The organism is Pseudomonas sp. KB_12, assembly GCF_052114545.1.
GTDB classification, from domain to species: Bacteria; Pseudomonadota; Gammaproteobacteria; order Pseudomonadales; family Pseudomonadaceae; genus Aquipseudomonas; species Aquipseudomonas brassicacearum.
The window spans coordinates 64,190-86,417 of sequence record NZ_JBFREY010000024.1 but is presented as its reverse complement, the minus strand read 5'-3'; the positions used below and the strand labels follow the sequence as shown (position 1 = coordinate 86,417).

The following is a 22,228-nucleotide window of genomic DNA, read 5'->3' as shown; positions in this document are numbered from 1 at the left end:
CGTGGCGCAGGATATGGATGAGTACGAGGCTAAAAGCCGTGATCGTCAGCTTAGAGCTTTGCAGCGCAAGGCTACAAAGCTGGGTGTCCGATTGGTTGCGGCTTAAAAAAGCTTAAAGAACAAGGGGATGGATTTTGTTTGATGAGAGCTTGCTCCCGCTCGAGTGCGAAGCGCTCGCAAGCTTTATTAAGGGGCTGCTGCGCAGCCCAGTGGGAGCAAGCTCCCTCGCCACAAAAAAAGCTATCTCACGGGGCCAATGGCTGCTTGCGTCCCGCCATATGCTTCAAATAACCCACCAGCAAATCCAGCTCCGAATCCGGCAGTACCGCAGCCGAGAACCCGGGCATCTTGCCCTGGGGCCAGTGACGCAGCGCTTGCGGGTCGCGAATGTAGCGCTTGAGGAAATCCCCGGAGAAGTATTCGGTCGGGTTGAAAGGGATGTTCAGGTCCGGGCCGAACTGCGCATCACCCGCGCCATTGAGCCGATGGCACGCCAGGCAGTTTTTCTGGAACAGTTCGAAACCTTTATTGACCGGGTCGTCCTTGGCCAGGCTGGGCGCCGGCAGCAGGGCGGGGAAGCGTTCGGCCACGGCCGACAGGCGCTTGATAGTCGCCACCGCGTAGGGCCATTGCTCCGGGCTTATATGGCCAGCCTGCGGATCGGTCCAGACCAGGTAGAAAGGCCCGGCGCTGTGCTTGCCTTCCCCCAGCGACGGCCATGGCTTGGCCGGGTCCTCGATCGCCAGCCAGGCCCGGGCCCCACTCTTGTTGAGTAACGGTGCCGCAGGCATTTCGGCAGCGAAGCCGTCCAGGGCCACGGCTTGCAGGTGGTCGTCCGCTTGGACGCCCGTCAATAGTGCCGTCAGCGGCACGGCTCGATAGCTCATCGGTTTCTTGTAGGAAGCGTCATCAGCGATCTGGACCGTTTGAGCGTCCGGGTGCTTGAGCAGTTCTTCGGTTTGCCAGGTGCGCGTGCCCGCGCCCAACTCCAGCACCAGTTGCGCGGCATAAAGGGGCGTGCTGAGCAGCAACGCCCCGAACACAATAAGAGCTTTCAAGTCGATCGCCTTCCATGTCGAGGGGGGGCCGCAAAGGTTGGCACAGCCATCGCGGCTCGAACAGAGAACCCGTCACATTTTTTGGCGACACAACTAATGGATGATGCAGATGCCCTCGCGCAGGATTCAGCCAATCACCTTGGTGATATTCGGCAAAATCAACAGCAGCGTCGTGGCAAAGAGAATGAGTCCGGCTTGGCGAACTTTCGAATGTTTGAACATGGCTGACCCGCCTTTATTGTTATTTCCTAGAAGCCAGCCTGCATATCCATGGCGGCTGGCGTTGCACTTCCTGTTCGACAAGCGCCTCGGCAAAACCCGACGACTTTCTTGTACAAGGATTACATTAGGGGCCGCGGCGGCCTTGGCTTAGATCCAATTCATATCAGCTTGGTACAGGTTGCTCTAAAAAAGGTATGAGGCCTATTGCCACCTTCCTGCCGGCCCTTTTGCTAGACAGCTTGCCCTCCTGAATCGGTTAACCCGATAGCTCGCTACCGTTCGTCTGAGCGTGGCCGTCAACGCCATTGAGCGCTGTGGTCATTGAATCCGGCGCCGCTGGGCTTATGGTTGAAGGCATCGCATTACCCCGTGGTTTCGAGGACGTCATGACCCAAGCTTTGATTTTCGACGCATTACGCACGCCCCGCGGCAAGGGCAAGGCCGATGGCACCTTGCACAGCGTCAAGCCGGTGAACCTGATGGGCGGCCTGCTCAGCGCCTTGCAGCAGCGCATGGATCTGGACACCAGCCAGGTCGATGACATCGTGCTCGGTTGCGTGACCCCGGTGGGTGAACAAGGGGCCGATATCGCCAAGACCGCGGCGCTGGTGGCCAATTGGGATGTCAGCGTGGCCGGTGTGCAACTCAATCGGTTTTGCGCCTCGGGCCTGGAAGCGGTGAACCTGGCGGCCATGAAAGTGCGTTCCGGCTTCGAAGACCTGGTGGTGGCCGGCGGCGTCGAATCCATGTCCCGGGTGCCCATGGGCAGCGATGGCGGTGCGTGGGCGTTGGACCCGCAATCCAACCTGCACGGTCACTTCGTTCCCCAGGGCATCGGCGCCGACCTGATCGCCACGCTGGAAGGCTTTACCCGTGAGGATGTCGACGGTTATGCGCTGCATTCCCAGCAAAAAGCGGCACGCGCCCGGGGTGACGGTTCGTTCAATAAATCCCTGGTCGCTGTGCGGGACCAGAATGGCATCGTGCTGCTGGACCACGACGAATTCATCCGCGCCGACTCCACGCTCGACGGCCTGGGCAAGCTCAAGCCAAGCTTCGAGGCCATGGGCCAGATGGGCTTCGATGGCACAGCGCTGCGTGTCTACAGTCATGTCGAACGAATCCATCACGTGCACACACCGGGCAACAGTTCCGGCATCGTCGACGGCGCGGCACTGATGTTGATCGGTTCCGAAGCCAAGGGGCGCGCCATGGGCCTGCAGCCCCGGGCGCGGATCGTCGCCACCGCTGTCACCAGTACCGACCCGACCATCATGCTTACCGGCCCGGCGCCGGCTACCCGCAAGGCCCTGGCCAAGGCCGGGTTGCGGGTGGAGGACATCGACCTGTTCGAAGTCAACGAAGCCTTCGCCTCGGTGGTGCTCAAGTTCATCAAGGACATGGCCATCGACCCCGCCAAGGTCAACGTCAACGGCGGCTCCATCGCCATGGGGCACCCCTTGGGCGCCACGGGGTGCGCAATCCTTGGCACGTTGCTCGACGAATTGGAGGTGCGTCGCCTGCGCTATGGCCTGGCGACCCTCTGTGTCGGCGGCGGCATGGGCATTGCCACCGTCATTGAACGCCTCTGAGCCCGACTTCAAGGAACACTTTTTCATGAGCGATGCCATTCGTTACGAAACCGGCCAGGACCGGATCGTCGTCCTGACCCTGGACATGCCGGGCCAGAGCGCCAACACCATGAACGCGGTGTACCGTGAGGCCATGGCCGCCTGCGTCGCCCGTTTGCAGGCTGAAAAGGACTCGATTGCCGGTGTGATCATCACCTCGGCCAAGCACACCTTCTTCGCAGGCGGTGACCTCAACGAATTGATCAAGGTCGGCAAGCCCGAGGCCAAGGCTTTCTACGACATGGTCCTGCTGCTTAAAGCGCAACTGCGAGCCTTGGAGACCCTGGGCAAACCCGTGGTGGCGGCCATCAATGGCGCGGCCCTCGGCGGTGGTTGGGAAATCTGCCTGGCCTGCCATCATCGCGTGGCCCTGGACCTGCCGTCGCTGCAGCTCGGCTTGCCGGAGGTCACGCTTGGCCTGTTGCCGGGTGGCGGCGGGGTAGTGCGGATGGTGCGCCTGCTCGGTTTGGAAAAGGCCTTGCCGTATCTGCTCGAGGGCAAGAAGGTCAATGCGCAACAAGCGCTGCAGGCCGGTTTGATCGATGAGCTGGCGAAGGATCGTGACGAGCTGCTGGCCAAGTCCCGGGCCTGGATTCTTGCCAACCCCAGCGTCATCCAACCCTGGGATGCAAAGGGCTATCGACTGCCGGGCGGCACGCCGTCTGACCCGAAAGTTGCGCAAATGCTGGCAATTGCCCCTTCGATCCTGCGCAACAAGACCCAGGGTTGCCTGCCAGCACCGGAGAAAATCCTCTGCGCAGCGGTGGAGGGCGCCCAGGTTGATTTCGACACCGCGCACCTGATCGAAACCCGTTACTTCACCGAACTGACCACCGGCCAGGTGGCGAAGAACCTGATCGGCACCTTCTGGTTCCAGCTCAACGAGATCAAGGACGGTGGTTCCCGCCCACAGGGTTTTGCGCCTTATCTGACGAAAAAAGTCGGCGTGCTCGGCGCGGGCATGATGGGGGCGGGTATCGCCTATGTCAGCGCCGTGGCCGGCATCGCAGTGGTACTCAAGGATGTCGATCTGGCGGCGGCCGAGAAGGGCAAGGCCCGTTCGGCGGCGTTGCTGGATAAAAAGGTCGCACGCGGTCAACTCACCGCCGAGCAACGCGAAGCCACGCTGGCGCGGATTCACCCCACCGACAGCAACGCCGACCTGGCCGGCTGCGACCTGATCATCGAAGCGGTGTTTGAAGATCGCGCCCTGAAAGCCAGTGTGTCGGCCGCCGCCCAGGCGGTGGTGGGCGAGGATGCGGTGATCGCTTCCAACACCTCGACCTTGCCCATCACCGGCCTGGCCATGGCTGTGCCAGACCCGACGAAGTTCATCGGCCTGCACTTCTTCAGCCCGGTGGAGAAAATGCCTTTGGTGGAGATCATCAAGGGCGCACGCACCGGTGACGCGACCCTGGCCCGGGGGTTCGATTTTGTCCTGCAGATCAACAAGACGCCGATTGTGGTCAACGACAGTCGCGGCTTCTTTACGTCGCGGGTGTTCGGCACCTTTACCAACGAGGGCATCGCCATGCTCGGCGAGGGCGTGAGTGCGCCGATGATCGAGACCGAAGCGCGCAAGGCCGGGATGCCGGTCGGGCCTCTGGCGATCTCTGACGAAGTTTCCCTCAGCCTGATGAGCCATATCCGCGCGCAAACTGCCAAGGACCTGCGCGCAGAAGAGAAAGCGCCGATTGAGCACCCGGCGTTCGCCGTGATCGACTTGCTGCTCAACGAATACAAGCGACCGGGCAAGGCCGCCGGTGCCGGTTTCTATGAATACCCGGCCGATGGGCAAAAGTACCTGTGGCCGGCGCTCAAAAGCCGCTTCGAGAAAGCCGACGGGCAGATTTCCCCGCAGGATATCCGCGATCGCCTGCTGTTCATCCAGGCCCTGGAAACCGTGCGCTGCATGGAGGAGGGAGTGCTGACTTCGACGGCCGACGCCAACGTCGGCTCGATCTTCGGCATCGGTTTCGCCGCCTGGACCGGTGGTGCGCTGCAGTTTATCAATCAATACGGCCTGCAAGACTTTGTCGGTCGCGCCCAGTATCTGGCCGAGCAATATGGCGAGCGCTTCTCACCGCCGGCCTTGTTGCTGGAGAAAGCCGCCCGCCACGAACTGTTCTGACAGACCCGGGAAGGGGCTTGCCTTGGGACCGTGTTTCAGGGCAGGCTCTGGGGTGTGCAATATTCCCATCATCGTGTCAGGTATTTTTTATGTCGCTACGCATCTGCATTCTGGAAACCGATATCCTGCGTCCGGAACTGGTCGACCAATATCAGGGTTACGGGCAGATGTTCCAGCGCCTGTTTTCGCAGCAGCCCATTGCGGCCGAATTTGTTGTGTACAACGTGATGGAGGGGCATTACCCCAGCGATGACGAGCAGTTCGACGCTTATCTGGTGACCGGCAGCAAGGCTGACTCCTTCGGCACCGACCCTTGGATTCAAACCCTCAAGACTTACCTGTTGGAGCGTTACCAGCGCGGCGATAAATTGCTCGGTGTGTGCTTTGGTCACCAACTGTTGGCGTTGTTGCTGGGCGGCAAGACCGAGCGTGCCACCCAAGGCTGGGGTGTCGGCACCCATCGCTACAAACTCGCCGCCAAGGCACCTTGGATGAGCCCGGTGATGGAAGAACTGACCTTGCTGATCAGCCATCAGGACCAGGTCACCGAATTGCCCGAAAGCGCGACGGTCATCGCTTCCAGCGATTTCTGCCCGTTTGCCGCCTACCACATCAACGACCAGGTGCTGTGCTTCCAGGGTCACCCAGAGTTCATCCACGATTATTCCCGGGCCTTGCTGGAGATTCGCCAGCAGCACCTCGGCGAGCAGATCTATAGCCAGGGCGTGGCGAGCCTTGCCCACGAGCACCACGGCACCACGGTGGCGGAGTGGATGATGCGTTTCGTCGCTCACAAGCCGCAGGCCGAAGCCACCCAAGGCTAAAGATCACCACTCTCTAATGTGGGAGCGAGCTTGCTCGCGATGACGGCGGCACATCCAGCATCAGGCCAACTGATCCACCGCTATCGCGAGCAAGCTCACTCCCACACTGGATCTGTGTACGACGCAAATCCCCTGTGGGAGCGAGCTTGCTCGCGATGAATCCCACACAAATTCCACTGTTCGCCTACAACCAACCCGATCGCTTGAAGCTCCACCACAGCGACGAGCAGCCCACCGCAATAACCCCCAGCACCGCGAAATAGCCGTATTGCCAACTCAGCTCCGGCATGTCCTGGAAGTTCATCCCATAGATCCCGGCCACAGCCGTGGGAAACGCCAGGATCGCCGCCCAAGCTGCAAACTTGCGCTGCACCACGCTCTGGCGCGACGCTTCGAGCAACACGCCGACTTCGATGGTCTGGCTGGCGATGTCGGCCAGGGTCGTCAGGTCTTCCATTTGCCGCGTGACATGAATCTGCACGTCGCGGAAATACGGGCTCATGTTCTTGTCGATGAAGGGGAAGTCCAGTCGCTGCAACTCTTCACTGATCTCCACCATTGGCGCCGCATAACGGCGCAGGCGCAATACGTCGCGGCGCAAGCTGTGCAGGTTCTGGATGTCCCGTTCGTTCAGGGAGCTGCACATGACATTGTGTTCCAGCTCATCGATTTCGGCGTGAATGGCTTCACCCATTGGCTGGTAGTTTTCAATCACGAAATCAAGGATGGCGTAGAGAACGAAATCTTCCCCGTGTTTCAGCAAAAGCGGACGCGCCTCACAGCGCTGCCGGACGTGGGCGTAGGACGCGGAATGGCCGTTGCGAGCCGTGATGATGTAGCCCTTGCCGGCAAAGATATGGGTTTCGATGAACTGCAGCTTGCCGTCCTTGCGTATCGGCGAATACGTGACGATAAACAGCGCATCGCCAAAGGTCTCCAACTTGGGACGGCTGTGTTTCTCCATGGCGTCTTCGATCGCCAGTTCGTGCAGGTTGAATTGACGCTGCAGGTTGGTCAGCTCCAGGGCGCTGGGCTCTTCGAGACCGATCCATACAAAATGACCAGGTTTGGCAGCCCAGGCGCTGCCTTCGTCGAGGGTGATATTGGTGACTTTCTTACCGGCGCTGTAGACCGCAGCAGCAACGACTCTACCCATAATGGTGGTTCACTTCTTATTGAAAATGGCAGTGGCAGGCAGCGTCCAGCTTAACGCGCCCTGTAGCTTGAGAGTCAGCAAAATCTGCGGAGTTCGGCGGCAAAAGAAAACCCGCCGAGGGGGCGGGTTTCCATTCAGGCGGTTTGCAGCTGCCGGTCCATTGTCGCGATGCACTCGCGCATCTGTTCACGGCATTGGGCAATGAGCCGGGGCATGTCATCCATACTCAATCCGGCCGTAGGAATCGCCGGCAATGAACGTATGAGGATGTCACCGCTGCGCCAGCGATTGAGGCGCATGTGCTTGATGTAGCTGCTCACGCATACCGGAACAATCGGCACTCCGGCGGCTATTGCCATCTGGAAGGCGCCTTTCTTGAATGGCAGCAGGTCTTCGCCCAGATTGCGCGTGCCTTCCGGAAAAACCCAGATCGAGGTGTCCTCGTGCTGCAACGTATGGGTGGTGGTCAGCATCGACTTTCGGGCCTTGATCGCGTTGCCGCGGTCGATCAACACGTTGCCCGCCAGCCAGAACAATTGCCCGAACAGCGGCACCCATTTCAGGCTCTTCTTGCCGATGCACACGGTACGGCGCGGCACCACGTTGCCGAACATGAACAGGTCATAGTTGGATTGGTGGTTGGCGATGATGACGCAGCCATTGGGCTTGTTCACCAGCGTGTCGACTTGCGTCCGGACCCGCAGGCGCAAAATGCACATCGCTGGCAACGCGTACAACCTTGCGCATAAACGGCTGTTGTCCGGGTTGAACGGCCGGCACAGGCCCACAATCACCCCGAGCACGCCAGCCAATACAAAATGCAGGCCCATCAACAACATACGCAATACAAACAGCATCTACAGGCCCCATCGGGACAAAAGGTGGCGCAGTGTACGGATGTGCACTGTTTTCGGCAATTGGCCCTATAGATGTAGGAAATGGACGATGTTTAAGCGCATGTTGCGAAATAAGGCGACAGAAGCGGCCTAGAGCGGTTGCGGACTTTTAAACGACGCACGTAGGAAAAATCCCGGCGCTAGGGGAGGGCTGCACCTGTAGAGAGGGAGCATTGCTCTCGGTGGGCCCGTAGGAGCTGACGAGCGGAGCGAGGCTGCGATCTTTCCATTACCAATTGAGTCCGGAGCGAAGGATCAAAAGATCGCAGCCTCGCTCCGCTCGACAGCTCCTACAAGCCTCAGCCCATATGCTCCTGATCCAGGAGAATCGCACTGTCCAGCGTTTCCAGCAGAGCCTTGCGCACTTTCAGCTTGGTGTTCTTGTGGGCGGACATGTTGATCTTCTTCAACTGACGCGCCGCTTCCAGGGCCGCGCCCTGCAGTTCTTCGGCCGACACCACCTTGTCGAGGAAGCCGGCATCCACAGCACCCTGCGGATTGAACATCTCGGCATTGATTACCGAGCGATGGAACGCCGACTTGCGCAGGCGATCACGGGCCAGCTCGATACCGGCGTGGTGCATGGTCATGCCGATCTGCACTTCGTTCAGCCCGATGCTGAACGGCCCTTCCACGCCAATGCGGTAGTCCGCCGAGAGCAGCAGGAACGCACCCTTGGCCACCGCATGCCCCGGGCAAGCGACAACGACAGGGAAGGGGTGCGACAACAGGCGACGGGCCAGGGTCGAGCCAGCTGTGACCAGGCTCACCGCTTCCTTGGGACCGGCGGTCATTACCTTCAGATCGTAACCGCCCGACAAAATCCCCGGTTGCCCGGTAATGATCACCACCGCCCGATCCGCCGTCGCCTGGTCCAGCGCAGCGTTGAACGCGGCAATCACATCTGGCGAGATGGCATTGACCTTGCCGTTGTTCAAGGTCAGGGTCGCGATACCGTCGTCGAGATGGTAGGCAATCAAGTCGCTCATGACGCTATTCCTTGTAAGAGAAGTGACGCAGACGTTACCCACCGCCGCAGGTCAGGTAAAGCGCCGTGACTGACTCACCGGTCAGCCTCAGGCTCTGCAAACAGCCTGGCCCGCCCATCCTGCTTCGCCTTCATCTATTGAGCAGCGCCTGCATAACCCCGAAGATTGGCCGGTTTGCCATGCCCAGGCGTGTTTGAAATGCCCGACCAAGCTTAACCGCATGAAAATTCTGAAAAAAACCTTTGCCATCGGAAAAGCTTTCGACTACATTAGCGCGCCTCGACAGACTGAACAGTTTGCCGAGATACGGTGAAGTGTCCGAGTGGCTTAAGGAGCACGCCTGGAAAGTGTGTATACAGGAAACTGTATCGAGAGTTCGAATCTCTCCTTCACCGCCACATTTAGAAAGCCCTGTGAATTCAGTTACTTAGAGTTCACGGGGTTTTTCGTTTGTACTACTCAAATGTACTACTCCCTCTCGTTTGTCTTCTGTGTGGTCTCTAATCGGTTTCCTGACGATTTGAGCATTCTCCACGCGTAACCCCTATACCACTTGTCTGTTTCTCTATTCGAAGCCCTCTGGGCCTAGATGTACCATTTGTCGGCTTATTCAGAAATATCTTGCATTTTTGGTTGCTGTGTGTATTGACAATTGACATATTCTGTGGTATTCTCTGTATGTAAGGTCAAGATTTATTTTGCGATTGAGCTTTGCACTTCGTAACACCTTCCGACTCAGAACATCAAACGGAACCGGCTACTGACTGAGTTCCGTTCGCTGTAGGCCAAGGTTTCCTCAAAGCCTTCGACCAGTCGCGAGTCTGGTAATGGTGGCCGCACACTCGTAGACCAGAGGTTGAGAGTCCTCACAAACAGTTCAACAGGGCTGTGGTCGATTCCTGTAGAGGGTGTAGGGTTAGATCCTCCGCGCCCTCGAACCAAATTCGCGATACAACTCATGTAACTTCGAAAGCCTTGTGCATTCATTAGCCGGACATCGTTCCGGTTATTTTTTTGCCTTCAATCCTATCTGTGACATACAGATAATAAACGTTATATCTATGACAACTCTAATTCAGGAGGTGGCCGCTTATGGCCTTGATTTATCAATATTGTGAAACTTGCGGTGTTCGTTACGCCAGTCGAACAGTACGCAGCAAGAATTGCTCAAGTGCATGCCGACAACGAGCATGTAGAGCGGTCAAGCAACAAAGTACAACACCCACAGCAACACAACCAACCATAAAAACAGAAGGAAACAACACCATGAGTACACAAACACCAATGCAATTTGTATTTTCCGAAACGGAATACCGATCACGCTGCCAGAATGAAAAAGTATTTTACGAAAGCCGAATTGAAAAGCCCTTCGCTAATATTCTCGGTGCAATCGTCGAGTTCACACCTGGAACGTTGGTTGAGGCGCTCGAACTGTATCACCAGCACCGTGCAGCCTGCTGGACGCCCCTTGAACCGATGGCTGGTCTACCCACTGCAACGCTAGTTGAAAGTCCTCATGCCTCATTCATTACTCTGTATCTGAAAAAGCCTGAGCGAGATCAAGAGAAAGACCTTGCCAAGCTGTGTAAGAAAGTTAGAGCAAATTACGAGGCCGAACTTGAAGCAGCGTTGAGTACGGAAGTAGATCGTCAAGTAGCAATGTCTCTGGCTAAGGATGAGCGTGATCGCCTACAGGCGGAAGAGCAGCAACGCTTGAGGCGTGAGCAAACAGTGCGTGAAGAGCTTGCCGTCTCTCGTGCAAAGCTTCGTGAGCAACTGATTGAGTCGGGCAAGCTGAATGCTGATGGAAGTGCGAAATGACTAATAAGACTCTGATCGATCCAGCAACATTGTCAGGTACGGAGTTGCTACTTAGACAGAAACACTGTCCCGAAACACTTATTGCCCTAAGCTCTCCAGAGGCTCCGAAAGTCCCTGTAGTGGTCGAGGCGCTACCAGTGCATAAGGAAGCTGCTAAAGCGTCTGGTATGGCTATAGAGGAGCTTGCAGAGATGATGGAAGTGGAGATGCGTGCTCGCAAGTTAGTTGAAGCGGCAAAACAAGCCCAGAAGAATAAAGGAAAACAATGATAGCAACTGCTGTACCGCCTCAAGGGATGCATAAATCCCCGCAACAATACTACGCCGTTTACAGAGTTACAAATCCCGCAAGTGTTTCAGCCTTCTTGGGTCTTGCTCATGCATTTGTGCAACGTCGCAGCGGAAACACTACCGATTTTGCCCACCATTGGTTCGCTGTTGATGGCAATACAACCATTATCACCGTACAGGGCAGCCGTAATGCTCTGAGTTTTCTTAATGAATACATCAACTCTCACACACGCTATCTCTCTGGTGTGGAGGTTGTATATCACGGCTGGGGCCTTAAAACGTTCAAGGCCATTGTTGGTGGTCTTTACGCCCGCCGTATGAATCTGCGTGAAGGGGTCAGCCGATGAGTTTTCGTGCACAAGCTTGCGGAGCATAAGCTGCATTATGTCGAATGGCGAAATGTCGGATGCCTAAAGCAAATTACAAGGAAACGTTGAGCTATCTCAAAGATTTCGTAGCAAAACTCAAGATGATGTCCGCCCTCGCCGCCGAATTAGCTCAAGATTCGGCGGCGCCTACCTCGTAGTTGATCAACCTAGTTTCCGATTGCGTCTGGCTATGCTCTCTGGGTGTTGAACATAGGTTCGGCCTTTTGGCGTAAGACCAATGGCGAAACCATCCCAGCGGTTGCCTGATGGTTCGACTAGCTTCCATGATACAAGTCCGTCTAACGCAGCATGGACAGCCAGAGGGGTCATATTCAAATGGGAGCGGACGTCGCGCTCATTAGGGGAGCGCTCGCTGTTCCAGAACTCCGCTACCGTCATAATAACGTCATGCTCCGCGTTATTAAGTCGGGGTCGAGGCGGGTTACGCAGTGCTTCCAGTTCGTCCATTGCTCTGTTGTAAGATCGGAGGTAATAGCTGCTCAACCCCAGCAGAAATAAGCAAAGGACAAGTGGACCTATCACCAGTCCCGTAGGCATGGGCAGGTCACTTAGAAGCCAGAACCAGAGTCCTTTAAGCGCGTTCCGCGACTCCGAAAACAGAGATGTATTGAACAGCCAGTCAACCGACTTCTCGACTATGACCGCTCCAACTGCCGCGCCAATACTGAGTTTCGACCACCATCCTAGATTACGCTCCGTGCCCAAAATCATCACCCCATCTCATCCGTCTAACAGTCCCGATGATACACCACGGCAGCGCGGAATAACCTACGCTGCCAGTGGGAGTGGATACCTGATTGCGCTCTGTTAGGCCTGGCAGGCCCACGTCGAGGCTGTGGCTGACAATCTTCAAGCAACGCTTATTCATTCGCCGCTGACGTCTTGCAGATGTTTTTGAGCTACGCGCTGCCTATCCAGGTCGATCTTGTGGATTTTTGTTCGGTGTCAGGGGGCTTTAAGTGCCGTGCGGTGCTCTCGACGTAGTTATAAAAAATAGACCTTTACGAGTGGATGGCATATTGGCACCCTGGACATCTCTCTAGTGTCAAAAGGATTTGTGCAATGAAATCTACGGCCTCGCTTCTAATCTCGATGGCCCTCGCTGGCTGCGTTTCCAGCCCTCCGCCTAAGCTCGCTGTCTACAATCCTACGGCGGGTATGACGGAGCTAGTTGACCCAACGCCAGCAGAATTAGCGGCTGCTGATGCGGGTCAATATCCGCAAAACTACGAATCAATAGTGAAGAGCTGGGCAGAGGGTAATCTCAAAGATCCCCAGTCGGCGATTTTCAAGAGCTTCAGTAAGCCTCGTAAGGAATTCATGTACGCCCAGCGCAAGCTTGTGTTCGGCTATACCGTATGTACAGTGATCAATGCCAAAAACTCATATGGCGGTTACACCGGGAACAATGTGTATTGGATGATGATTCGCAACGGCGTAGTGTTGCGAGACGGCCTCCTTGGCAGCGGAATGGGCGGGCTAATTTCCGTCGGCCATAGGGTTAACTGTAATGATGGCGCTTGAGACGACATATATGACTCAACTTGCATATGCTCAACTGATAACGTTTGTCCTCACAATGATGGGTGGCATCATTATTTTTATCGTTAGTCAAATCGCGTTGAAGCTTGTCATCGAGCCCGTACAGCAACTCAAAGGAGCAATTGGGCAAACTGCGAATACTCTTCTGCGTTATCAAGCAAAGATCACGAACGTTGCGACAGATGAAGAGGTTTCTGCAGCGGTCAAGGGTCACGCGGCGGAACTTATGTCAAAAGCAGAAGTGATTTCAGGCTATCGTCTTGCGCGGAGAATATTTAGGCTGCCCTCAAGAGTTGATATACGGAGTGCAGCGCAGGAACTGAATCTTATTAGTTACTCACTACTGAGCGCCTACACGCAGCATCAGCAACCTTTTGAGCGTCCTCTCAATATCTTTCAGCTTTCAGCGGATAATTCGAAGGCGCTCGCCAAGATTGGGAAACTTCTCAAAGTAAGTACAAGCTATTCGTCTTAACCTCTTAAAAATCCATTCGCGCAGTCGAAAAAAAGTCCCGCATGCAACAGCGACTAACTAAGCCGGTTGGAAAATAGTGGTGCCCAGGGGCTACGTACTCGCTACCGAGGCAAGATCGCCCGTAGAGCGGGCCTGGCGGGCTGTACGGAGCCATATGGGTGTGGGTAGACGCGGAGTTACAGTTTGGGTCGTCTCGCTAGAAGAAAACCCTCAAAGCGCATTGCAGGGGCTTCAATCGGTAGTTTGATTGGGTGTAACTACCGGCATGTAATGTATCTTGACAAAATAGGGTCAACAGGCGTATAAGGTCACTCTTTCCAGCGGTACGCATCGAACGTTCTCGACTCCACCACAGAGTGATGTCAGGCGCCGGTTTTGTGCTGCCTGAAATTTGACCCTATCTAACAAAACGAGGCATTTGCCTATGACATGAGCTGAACACAGGAGATACAAAATTGAGTAACCCATTGCACCTTCCACAACAATGCCATACCAGCAATATCAATGGTTTCAGAGTTGATCGAGATACTGGTGAAATCTACGGTGAATACATCGCCACCCAGTACACACCTGCACAACAAGATTACGAACTACCTCAACCCGCTATCGATGGCATACAGGAGCGATACCTTGCTGATCCAGATTCTCACGTAGTCGTCGGTGACTTCGAACCGAGCGTAACCCCTGTCGGCGTTATTGACTTGGATGCGGTGAGAGCCAAGCGTGGGCCTAAGCCGAAGGTCTTCGTAAATACACTCGCACCTTACGTTCAAGTGGCTCATGCCGAGGGTATGCAGTGGCTGGATGACTTTGTCTATGGTGCCTGCTACACATCAGGCGGAACGAGTAATGGAACGCTCAATGTCTCGCCTTCGGATGTACTGCGAGTGTGTATGTTGCCCATCATCAGCACGGAGACCGTTAGGTCGATAATTCGCAATCGTAGCTTTGAACCAGTCTCTGAGAGTCAGGCAAGACGTATTGCCAATGCGGCAAAGTTCGCTATTGGCGGTATTGACCTCTACCTTTCAGGCAATTCCGAGGTTATGGACGCTCTACGTTATGAGGTTGATTTCATCGCGTCGTACAGGACCTCACTGGTGGAGGATATGACCGCTTGAAATACACGCGGATAAGAGAGAGAAGCGAACGACCCTAGACCGTAGGTCTGAATTAATTACACGCGGATATAGAAAGCGTCAGTGCGTGAGCACTAATGTAATCTCACCGTTGAGAGTGCGTTAGTCGCATCGTCCCGATTCTGGATCAGCCCACCATCAAATACAATAATATCAATACACATCAAAGCTCCTCGCTTTTGATCTTGATACACCGAAGGTGACGTGCAATAACTGTCAGCGGACGCTGACGGGGTTACTACTGAATGCGAACGCATTCGTTTATGCACCGAAGCAAAGAGCAGGGTCAAAAGCAAAAAGCTGGATTTTTGTTATATTTTATTTGTGTCGAGGTACACCCGAAGGGTAGTCGGCGGTCACGCCATAGCTGAGTCAAGATGAAAGCTAAACGCTTTCGGTGCGATCAATGCAGCGAAGCTGAAAGGTGTATTCAGCGAAAGCGACGCTTTATACGATAACCTTATGATTTTAGAAAGTAGAATAAGGCAAGACCAATCGCTATCACCGAAAGTATAAATATTTGGTCATTTCTAAGCTTTTGTGCAGCCTCATTGGAGTCCACTCGACGGTAAGTTTCACCATCGCTGAATCCTTGAGCCTTATATTGCAATATTTGATTTATTTGCTTGTCGATCTTTTTGTTATGGTTGCTGTCGCTGGATGCAACAATAATCCAAACGATAATCCATAGTCCTCCAGTAACTAAACTCAGTATCAGGTGAAGAATGTGGTTGGTGTTCTTCTTCTGGCTGTTGAGTACAAATAGCTTCTCGTTCATTGCGACACACTCGTTAAGATCGAAGCCTTCGACAGTCTTATGGTAGCGCAAGGCTACTGTTCTGCTTGAAACCGTTGCGGTAACCTCGAATAACCACCCGGAAATCCGGTGGAAATCCTTCAACCAGTGAACCCGGTTAGAACGTGAGTTTCAGGGTGGCTGCCTTTAGAGTCGGCGTTTCCGGGGTTTCTCGTGTTCCATGGATAAGCTGGATTCGATGCTGACGCCTCAATCTGAGGTTTCTGCACTAAACGGCAGTTTTGCGCTGGGATCATCTTTTTTCATCAGAAAATACTATTCCCGCCAGCTTGTAGAAAAAGCTTCCTGGGCTAGCTTTGTTGGTGTCGCTACCGTGGCGACGTGCCATTAAGGAGCTGACATGGCAACGAGATACCGTGATGCAGTCACTGGTGAATACGTAACCAAGGAAGAGGCAGAGAAAAGGCCTAGGGAGACGGTGAAAGAGAAGGACAAGCCTCCACCCAAGAAGCCACCGAGTGGCGGTAAAAAGAAAAAGTAGCTTCATCGCGAGAAGGTTTCTGCTTTCTCGCTCCCTCCCTGAATGGCTATCAAAAAAGTAGACATGTCTGGTAGTGCGATAGCCGTCTGTCTGAAGCTTGATTTGTCTATCAAATAACTATGTACGTTTGGCTATCTGATAAATTATCATTGATCTATATTATAAATAGATTAAAGGATAGTCATCAATGAACGCCCACATCTACCTCCGTGCCAGTACCAAGGACCAACATGCAGACCGCGCCCAAGAGTCTCTTGAGGCGTTTGCTGTTGAGAAGGGATTAACCATTGTAGGCGTGTATGCCGAGAACATCAGTGGCACCAAGCTCAATCGCCCTGAACTGATACGTTTGCTGGAAGTGGCAGAACGTGGCGATGTGTTCCTGTGTGAGTCGGTAGACCGTTTGAGTCGCCTTTCTATGGCTGACTGGGAGGTGTTGAAACGCACCATTGCAGATAAAGGGCTTCGCCTCGTGGTGCATGACTTGCCCACCAGTCACATGATGGTCGAAGACAAGGGCATCACCGGCCAGATTATGAAAGTCATCAATGACATGTTGATCGACCTCATGGCAACCATGGCCCGTCTCGACCAGGAGAAGCGCGTTGAACGCATCAAGCAAGGACTAAGCAACAAGCGAGCTGCTGACCCAGAATGGAAGCCAGCAGGGAAGGGCAAGAACGCGGAACTCTGGAATAAGGTGCAAGCGATCATCACCAAGAACCCAACCCTTTCAGCCGACGACGTGGCTAAGCTCGCTGATTGCGGAGTAGCGACTGTGTATAGGATCAAGCGTGCAATGAGTTAGTCTTTCAGACAGTCTATGAGCCCGCCTTGAGCGGGCTTTGTCATGTATGGGGGGCAGTGTGCTAGCTCGAGTCATACAGAGGCTCTGAGAATGTTGTTGCGCCTTTGGTGGGAAGGTTATTTTGGAAAAGCTGGCGATCAGGTAAGCCCCCATCGCACACCGTTGAGCAGCGCGGTTATTTTCCAGCCTTGAAGGCTGATCAATCCTTCAAGTGGTCGAAAATTCTGGCGGGAAAATGAAAATCTGGAAAACACGCACGGGTTATCTTCGACACTTATAGGAGTTTTGAAAGGCAGCCATGGCGAGGAATGCTCCGTCTCGGTGGAGTGAAGCAGGATGCTCTTCTAAATACTTGGCAACTATTCTTGCTGCCTGCTGATTCATCAGGCCCTCGGGGAAGCACGTCTTTTCTTTTGGAAGCATGTAATCGTTCATTGTTACCATGGTGTTCATAACCCCGTTCACCAGACCGTAGCAATATCCGACTTGTATGCGACTGGTGTCGCGCTCGCCATCTGCGTCGCGGACAGCCTCTTTACAGCTCCTCAGTAGTTCATTTCCATCTCCTGCCATGGCCTGACCACACCCTAGTGCTGCTACCAGTGCAACCGCTGCCGCTATCCCTGCTTTCATGACTTTCCCCTCGGTGAGTAAGATGCGGCTCAACTGACAGTGATCCAGCCGTGGCTTTGATATGTGTCCCACACCTTCGTGGCGAGATAACAGAATAGCCCAGCAGCCAACAGGTAATTCCGTGCCTTGTACCAGTAAACTGGTGCACGTCTTTCACTGAGATTTAGCAAGCCTAACTCTCTCTTATGTAAGTCTTTTTCTTCTAATATCGTGGCATTGGAGAGCATGGCGGAAATCGTTGATTCAATCCTTTTGAAACCGCAGATCGCGCTGGCTGTGAAAACCAGCAGGCTACCGAGCAGGAACGTTTCCTTGTTGACGCCGAGCTGAGCATAGGGGTTTGTTTGGGCAAGGTAGGCACAGATTGCCAACGTCACTCCGAGAATGAAGTAGTCCAGTTTGCTTGCCGCTTCGTTGTGAGCGATTTTCAACTGTAGGAGTGGGCTGGGTTGTCCCGACATTTTGGTTTCCTTGGTGCAGAGAATCACCAACCTGAGTCAAGTTGGTGATTCGTCTTCATCGATTAAAGATCGAGTACATACTGGAAAGGCGGGCTACGGAAATGCTGCCTCACATGCTCCCACCGCCCAAAACGCCAGCGTGGGTAATCATGAACGAAAACACTTTTGGTGCGTTGAGATGATGAACGGTTACGATGACGTCTAGCCATGGTGAGTCGAGCCTTTAGGATGATTGCAGTGATGCAATCCTCTGGGCGTGACGCCGTACACTCAAAGTGTTGTTGACGTGACGGTCACGCTGTTGGCTTAATAACCGCCTGCCCAGATTCATGCGTTTTTCGAAACGGGTGTATCGGGGGTGGTGCGGGTGAATCACGTTCTGTCGCCAAACTTCTCGTGACCACCCGCAAGCTTTCCCTTCTACAGACCTACGGTCTTCTATCTACGACAACCCCTACATGTAGGGTTTTTTTCGTGCCGTGCTACAAGATAATGCGTTTTGAGGGGCGAATGCAACGTCCTACCTGTGGTTAAGTCTGTGCGTAATTTGTGCGCAAAAAACAGAATTGCGTCTTACGCTATAGAAGTTGTCCTAAACGCATATTTTATTGCGTTAGAGGCGAAGAATATTTTTTACTCGAAAGGCGATGAACACCCAAACATCGCTTAATTTTCAGTGAGGCTTATTCGCTATTGTTCTTGGGGTGTTTGTTTTTATGCTTTGGTGGAATAGAGTCGCATTATATAAATGCAAACCGCACTCTTGCTCTTTCCTTGGTGTTGTCAGCGGAGCTGACGTCTAAACAGTTGGTATGGCGGGAAGCTTCGATATGGCGTCTAGCTTCTGCTTGGTGGACGCACCTTTCGAGTAAACGTCGTGGGTCACTGACCCCGTTTCGTGTCCAACCAACTCCTTCGCCAAGGCATCTGGCACGTCAGCTCTGATCAGCTCAGTGACTACGGTATGTCGAAAGCTATGGAAGACGTGCAACTTGCTGAAGCCTGCTGCTGTACGCAGTCTGCCGAAGGCTTTCGATATTGCATGGGAACGTTTGCCGTAGGGGCCGTCTGACTTGATGGGGATTAGGTAGCTGTCTGTGGAGTCGTTACTGAGTCGATCCACAATGGACAACAGGCTTGGGTGAATCGGCACCACGCGCTTACTAGCCTTGCTTTTGCTTCTGGGGAAGTCGAAGCACTGGATGCCATCGATAGTAATCACGCTGTCTTTGGTGAGCCTGCACAATTCTTCGATCCTACCACCCGTGTACCAGCCAAGCGTGATGAGGTCGGCCAACGGCTGATCCCCATTCTCCAGAGCGGCTTGATGCAGCTTGAGGGTGTCATCTCGTGTGTAGATTTGTCGTTCCTGCCCAGCCAACGCCGAACCGCCACCCTGTGGTAAGTCGTGTCCTAAGAATGGGTTCACCTTGTCCTTGAAATCAACTCGCCAACCGGCGTCATATTTCGTTGCCCACTTCCAAAAAGCAGTGCCTGCCATGAGATATTGTGAAAGGGTGTTTGGTGCTCGGTTTAGCGACTTCAGCCATTTATCCACAGTGTCAAAGTCCAACGGTAGCTCTTCGTCCTTGAGGAGCTTTGATAACGTCTTCATCCGTACGCATTGCGTATCGATGTGCTTCGCTGCACCCCCACGACTTTCTCTGAATTCACGGAATGCTGTAACACGGGCGTCTGTTATTGGTGATTTTGGTTTGTGAGCCTTGGGGTCGTTGAGTATTGATTGCGCCTCGGTCTGCTCCGTTGAGGAAAGCTCCAGCGTTACACCGAAGACCTTAGCCATGAGGGCTGTAGCCATTTCTTTTGCAAATTCGACGTTAGCTAGCTCACCTTCAACGCCCGTCATGGCGTAAACCCGGTCCGCCTTCTCTCTGCGTGATCTCCCTTCGGGAGAACCGTCAAAGATACCTTGATACAGGGCTTCTACTTCGTCAGGAGCAAACGTCGTTTGGTCGTCCACTTCTCCAAGCGCTACATCGGTTTTCAGCTTGCGTGTAGCTTGTGCCATGCCTTGTGCAACTGTCGCAATCGGGTCTTTCCACGTGTCGCCACGTGCAGCCCGTTTTCCTCTTGCTCTCTCAAATGCTGCCTTCCACTCGGCAATTACTGCGTGTCGCCGCTCCATGGCTACGCCGCGTAACCCTGTTTTCAATGAGCGAGTGAGGACAGTTTTACCGCCCATAGCTGCACGAACATCAGCGGGCACTGCCAGCCGGACATACCAAGTGGATTCGCCTTTCTTCTGGATCAGATGGTCTGCCATGGTGGGCCGTAGGAGGGGAGTAGTACGGTCGATTGTATTACTCAGCTGTACTACTATTCAAGCTGAAAGCCCCGTAATACGGCGCTTAAAGGGCTTGAGAGGTAGTAAATTCGAATCTCTCCTTCACCGCCACATTCGATACACACAAAACCCCTGGTTTTCCAAGAAAACCAGGGGTTTTGTGGTTTCTGCCGTCTGAAAAATACACAAGGCATGTGGAGTATCCAGGAATAAGCACCGCCCCCTGTGGGAGCGAGCTTGCTCGCGATGACGGCCATACATCCAACATCAAAGTGACTGATCCACCGCTATCGCGAGCAAGCTCGCTCCCACAGTGGCCTGATTACCAAACAGCATCAGACAACCTCACAGCAGTATCGGGCAAAGGTTTCTGGGCACATGCCGTTAAGGTCCTCCTGGAAGAGCGTCTTATCAACTGCATTGCTGTGAGAGAACATCATGACCAGATGGATGAATTTTGCTTGGCGCGTCCAGGCGCTTGCACTGTCTTTAATATTTTTTACGAACAACGTCTGGGCTTCGGAAAACACCCAGCACGCGAATGCGACTCTGGTCCGCCAGGCGTTCACTCACTGGCAGCAGGGCAAAGGCACGGTGTTCGATCTGCTGGCGCCCAATGCGAAATGGACCGTGGCCGGGACGAGTCCTGTTTCCGGCGTCTATAACAGCAAGGCTGAGCTGGCCCAAGTCGTGCGGCCGATTACTGCGCGACTGGCAACACCGATTGTCCCCACGGTGCAGAGCATCGTTGCCCAGAATGATGTCGTGGTTGTTCTGTGGAATGGAACAGCCACGGCGCTTGATCACAAACCCTACAACAACACCTACCTGTGGCACATGACCTTCAAGAATGGGCAGATCATTGAAGTCACAGCCTTCCTGGACACCTACGTGCTGAACGATCTTATCCGGCGCGTAAAACCCCCACAGTAGTGGCTGGGCTATCTTGTTGGCTGTGAAGCAGTTCGCTTTTGCGTAGCGTGTTTTCCAAAAGGTTGGCTCGATTCAGAACAAAAACCGGAAATGCGTGGTCTTTGTCAGTACCCCAAGTTCGTCTCTCCCTGAGGTCGCACATGAGTCTGATCGATTGCCCTGAATGCGCTTCCCGAATTTCCGACAAGGCCTACGCCTGCCCACATTGCGGCAATCCTTTCCGGGAGCCGAGTTTCCGCCTGACCGAAAAGAACGTGGGGCAGATTGCCGGGGTGACCGGCGTCTGGCTCACCGCGCCGTGGATCGCGCGGATGGTCTTTGGTGTGGTGGCCGTGATTGCGGTGGCGGCGGTGTTGATTCTGCGGTGACTGTGTCGATTGGCTAGCTAGCCGGGCCCGTCGTGCCGCTCTGCCGAACATAATAATTGTCGAACTCGCTGCTTTCGACGAATTGGAAGCCATGGCGGATGTAAAAGCGATTCGACGCGCTTTCCTTAAGGGCGCCCACCCTGAGCGGGAGCGCGGCCGCATCCGCTTCCTTGAAAATATGATCGAGAACAGCCGCGCCTATTCCTGATCCTTGCGCGCAGGGCCTTATATACAAGTGGTCAAGCAAGAGTTCATGACTGAAAGGCTTGACCACAACGAACCCGACCCTCTTTCCCGACACCTCGATGTGGCGCGTATGGCAGGGTTGGAAACCACCAAGAAACCGCTCGCGCGCCCGCACCGGATCAAATCGCCCCACACGCTCCAGGCTTTCGCGCATGGCCTCGATTCGAATGCCCGCCAGATCCTCCGAGTCGCTTTGTTGAGTGGGGACCAGAATGACTGGAGGGTTCTGATTGGGGGTGAGGGCCATTGTTCACGCTCTGATTTTCATCCGGGAAGCCAGTATAGATAACCTGACGATGCCGGCTCATCGCGTCGGGTGCTCCAGCAACCTCCACCCCGCCCATTCACCCGCCACGGATCTGAGGTTCGTTTCGAGCACCGGGAACACTTCATTCCACAGGATGCTGTGGATTTCCTTTGGCGAATAATTGGTTTCAAGGACTGCGCGAGCGATGTAGTCGCAGGTCAGGTCGTCGATCTCGGTATCCAGGAAGAGCGAGGAAAGGGCCTGCCAGGTTTTTAGGCGGTTCGAGTCGACAGGGTTCATGTTTTTGTCTCGGGATGTGTAGGTGATAACCCATTTGGCCCAATGCTGCCGGCCAAATCGCCTGCT

22 protein-coding genes and 1 tRNA gene are annotated in these 22,228 nt (G+C 54.4%); 13 read left to right on the top strand and 10 right to left on the bottom strand.

The features are described 5' to 3' along the window. Positions 1 to 245: 245 nt before the first annotated feature. Positions 246 to 1,058, bottom strand: a complete 813-nt coding sequence (locus AB4Z20_RS19705) for a c-type cytochrome (protein ID WP_442090454.1) — start codon at positions 1,056 to 1,058, stop codon at positions 246 to 248. 608 nt (positions 1,059 to 1,666) lie between these two features. Between AB4Z20_RS19705 and AB4Z20_RS19700 the strand changes: the two genes are divergently transcribed. The 3 genes from AB4Z20_RS19700 (at position 1,667) to AB4Z20_RS19690 (ending at position 5,866) form a co-directional block, all read left to right on the top strand. Continuing rightward, positions 1,667 to 2,872, top strand: coding sequence for an acetyl-CoA C-acetyltransferase (locus tag AB4Z20_RS19700; RefSeq protein WP_442090453.1), 1,206 nt, complete (start codon positions 1,667 to 1,669; stop codon positions 2,870 to 2,872). Positions 2,873 to 2,897: 25 nt separating this feature from the next. After that, a complete protein-coding gene (locus tag AB4Z20_RS19695; protein WP_442090452.1) occupies positions 2,898 to 5,042 on the top strand; it encodes a 3-hydroxyacyl-CoA dehydrogenase NAD-binding domain-containing protein in 2,145 nt (714 codons plus the stop codon). Positions 5,043 to 5,131: 89 nt separating this feature from the next. Beyond that, positions 5,132 to 5,866, top strand: a complete 735-nt coding sequence (locus AB4Z20_RS19690) for an amidotransferase (RefSeq protein WP_003204170.1) — start codon at positions 5,132 to 5,134, stop codon at positions 5,864 to 5,866. 184 nt (positions 5,867 to 6,050) lie between these two features. On the opposite strand, the gene AB4Z20_RS19685 is transcribed toward AB4Z20_RS19690, so the two are convergent. The 3 genes from AB4Z20_RS19685 to AB4Z20_RS19675 all read right to left on the bottom strand — a co-directional run bounded on the left by AB4Z20_RS19685 (position 6,051) and on the right by AB4Z20_RS19675 (position 8,907). Continuing rightward, complete coding sequence (locus tag AB4Z20_RS19685) at positions 6,051 to 7,022, bottom strand: magnesium and cobalt transport protein CorA (RefSeq protein ID WP_214509746.1); 972 nt, start codon at positions 7,020 to 7,022, stop codon at positions 6,051 to 6,053. Positions 7,023 to 7,156: 134 nt separating this feature from the next. Beyond that, positions 7,157 to 7,879 carry a 1-acylglycerol-3-phosphate O-acyltransferase gene (locus AB4Z20_RS19680; RefSeq protein WP_258688992.1) on the bottom strand — a complete coding sequence of 241 codons (723 nt, stop codon included), beginning with the start codon at positions 7,877 to 7,879 and terminating at the stop codon, positions 7,157 to 7,159. Positions 7,880 to 8,217: 338 nt separating this feature from the next. Next, complete coding sequence (locus AB4Z20_RS19675) at positions 8,218 to 8,907, bottom strand: crotonase/enoyl-CoA hydratase family protein (protein WP_253476772.1); 690 nt, start codon at positions 8,905 to 8,907, stop codon at positions 8,218 to 8,220. Between the two features lie 308 nt (positions 8,908 to 9,215). Between AB4Z20_RS19675 and AB4Z20_RS19670 the strand changes: the two genes are divergently transcribed. The 7 genes from AB4Z20_RS19670 to AB4Z20_RS19640 all read left to right on the top strand — a co-directional run bounded on the left by AB4Z20_RS19670 (position 9,216) and on the right by AB4Z20_RS19640 (position 14,545). Then, a tRNA-Ser gene (locus AB4Z20_RS19670) sits at positions 9,216 to 9,305 on the top strand. 868 nt (positions 9,306 to 10,173) lie between these two features. After that, the gene (locus AB4Z20_RS19665) at positions 10,174 to 10,728 is read left to right on the top strand and encodes a hypothetical protein (protein ID WP_442090451.1); all 555 of its coding nucleotides are present in this window, start codon (positions 10,174 to 10,176) and stop codon (positions 10,726 to 10,728) included. Continuing rightward, positions 10,725 to 10,997 (top strand): hypothetical protein, encoded by a 273-nt coding sequence (locus AB4Z20_RS19660; protein ID WP_442090450.1) that lies wholly within the window; start codon positions 10,725 to 10,727, stop codon positions 10,995 to 10,997. The genes AB4Z20_RS19665 and AB4Z20_RS19660 overlap by 4 nt, the downstream gene beginning before the upstream one ends. After that, positions 10,994 to 11,365 carry a hypothetical protein gene (locus AB4Z20_RS19655; protein ID WP_442090449.1) on the top strand — a complete coding sequence of 124 codons (372 nt, stop codon included), beginning with the start codon at positions 10,994 to 10,996 and terminating at the stop codon, positions 11,363 to 11,365. Before AB4Z20_RS19660 ends, AB4Z20_RS19655 begins: the two co-directional genes overlap by 4 nt. Positions 11,366 to 12,469: 1,104 nt before the next feature. Further along, positions 12,470 to 12,931, top strand: coding sequence for a hypothetical protein (locus AB4Z20_RS19650; protein WP_442090448.1), 462 nt, complete (start codon positions 12,470 to 12,472; stop codon positions 12,929 to 12,931). 10 nt (positions 12,932 to 12,941) lie between these two features. Beyond that, positions 12,942 to 13,424 (top strand): hypothetical protein, encoded by a 483-nt coding sequence (locus AB4Z20_RS19645; protein WP_442090447.1) that lies wholly within the window; start codon positions 12,942 to 12,944, stop codon positions 13,422 to 13,424. Positions 13,425 to 13,879: 455 nt separating this feature from the next. Continuing rightward, on the top strand, positions 13,880 to 14,545 hold the full coding sequence (locus AB4Z20_RS19640) for a hypothetical protein (protein WP_442090446.1): 666 nt from the start codon (positions 13,880 to 13,882) through the stop codon (positions 14,543 to 14,545). Positions 14,546 to 15,023: 478 nt separating this feature from the next. Here the strand turns inward: AB4Z20_RS19640 and AB4Z20_RS19635 are convergent, their stop codons facing one another. Then, positions 15,024 to 15,341 carry a hypothetical protein gene (locus AB4Z20_RS19635; protein ID WP_442090445.1) on the bottom strand — a complete coding sequence of 106 codons (318 nt, stop codon included), beginning with the start codon at positions 15,339 to 15,341 and terminating at the stop codon, positions 15,024 to 15,026. A gap of 707 nt (positions 15,342 to 16,048) precedes the next feature. Here AB4Z20_RS19635 and AB4Z20_RS19630 point away from each other — a divergent pair. Continuing rightward, positions 16,049 to 16,669 (top strand): recombinase family protein, encoded by a 621-nt coding sequence (locus AB4Z20_RS19630; protein ID WP_442090444.1) that lies wholly within the window; start codon positions 16,049 to 16,051, stop codon positions 16,667 to 16,669. A gap of 261 nt (positions 16,670 to 16,930) precedes the next feature. Here the strand turns inward: AB4Z20_RS19630 and AB4Z20_RS19625 are convergent, their stop codons facing one another. From AB4Z20_RS19625 to AB4Z20_RS19615, 3 genes are all read right to left on the bottom strand, one after another. Beyond that, positions 16,931 to 17,335 carry a Rap1a/Tai family immunity protein gene (locus AB4Z20_RS19625; RefSeq protein ID WP_204127083.1) on the bottom strand — a complete coding sequence of 135 codons (405 nt, stop codon included), beginning with the start codon at positions 17,333 to 17,335 and terminating at the stop codon, positions 16,931 to 16,933. Next, positions 17,332 to 17,763 carry a hypothetical protein gene (locus AB4Z20_RS19620; protein WP_204127082.1) on the bottom strand — a complete coding sequence of 144 codons (432 nt, stop codon included), beginning with the start codon at positions 17,761 to 17,763 and terminating at the stop codon, positions 17,332 to 17,334. The genes AB4Z20_RS19625 and AB4Z20_RS19620 overlap by 4 nt, the downstream gene beginning before the upstream one ends. Before the next feature lie 799 nt (positions 17,764 to 18,562). Continuing rightward, positions 18,563 to 20,047, bottom strand: a complete 1,485-nt coding sequence (locus tag AB4Z20_RS19615; protein ID WP_442090443.1) for a tyrosine-type recombinase/integrase — start codon at positions 20,045 to 20,047, stop codon at positions 18,563 to 18,565. A gap of 471 nt (positions 20,048 to 20,518) precedes the next feature. On the opposite strand from AB4Z20_RS19615, the gene AB4Z20_RS19610 reads away from it, so the two are divergent. Both AB4Z20_RS19610 and AB4Z20_RS19605 read left to right on the top strand, forming a co-directional pair. Further along, a complete protein-coding gene (locus tag AB4Z20_RS19610; RefSeq protein WP_253478626.1) occupies positions 20,519 to 21,001 on the top strand; it encodes a nuclear transport factor 2 family protein in 483 nt (160 codons plus the stop codon). Positions 21,002 to 21,141: 140 nt separating this feature from the next. After that, a complete protein-coding gene (locus AB4Z20_RS19605; RefSeq protein WP_003204158.1) occupies positions 21,142 to 21,369 on the top strand; it encodes an integrase in 228 nt (75 codons plus the stop codon). Positions 21,370 to 21,382: 13 nt separating this feature from the next. On the opposite strand, the gene AB4Z20_RS19600 is transcribed toward AB4Z20_RS19605, so the two are convergent. Together AB4Z20_RS19600 and AB4Z20_RS19595 are read right to left on the bottom strand one after the other, a co-directional pair. Continuing rightward, positions 21,383 to 21,862: a GNAT family N-acetyltransferase gene (locus AB4Z20_RS19600; RefSeq protein WP_053180850.1), complete on the bottom strand. Its 480-nt coding sequence runs from the start codon at positions 21,860 to 21,862 to the stop codon at positions 21,383 to 21,385. A gap of 57 nt (positions 21,863 to 21,919) precedes the next feature. After that, the gene (locus AB4Z20_RS19595; RefSeq protein ID WP_442090442.1) at positions 21,920 to 22,162 is read right to left on the bottom strand and encodes a DUF7079 family protein; all 243 of its coding nucleotides are present in this window, start codon (positions 22,160 to 22,162) and stop codon (positions 21,920 to 21,922) included. Positions 22,163 to 22,228: the final 66 nt, after the last annotated feature.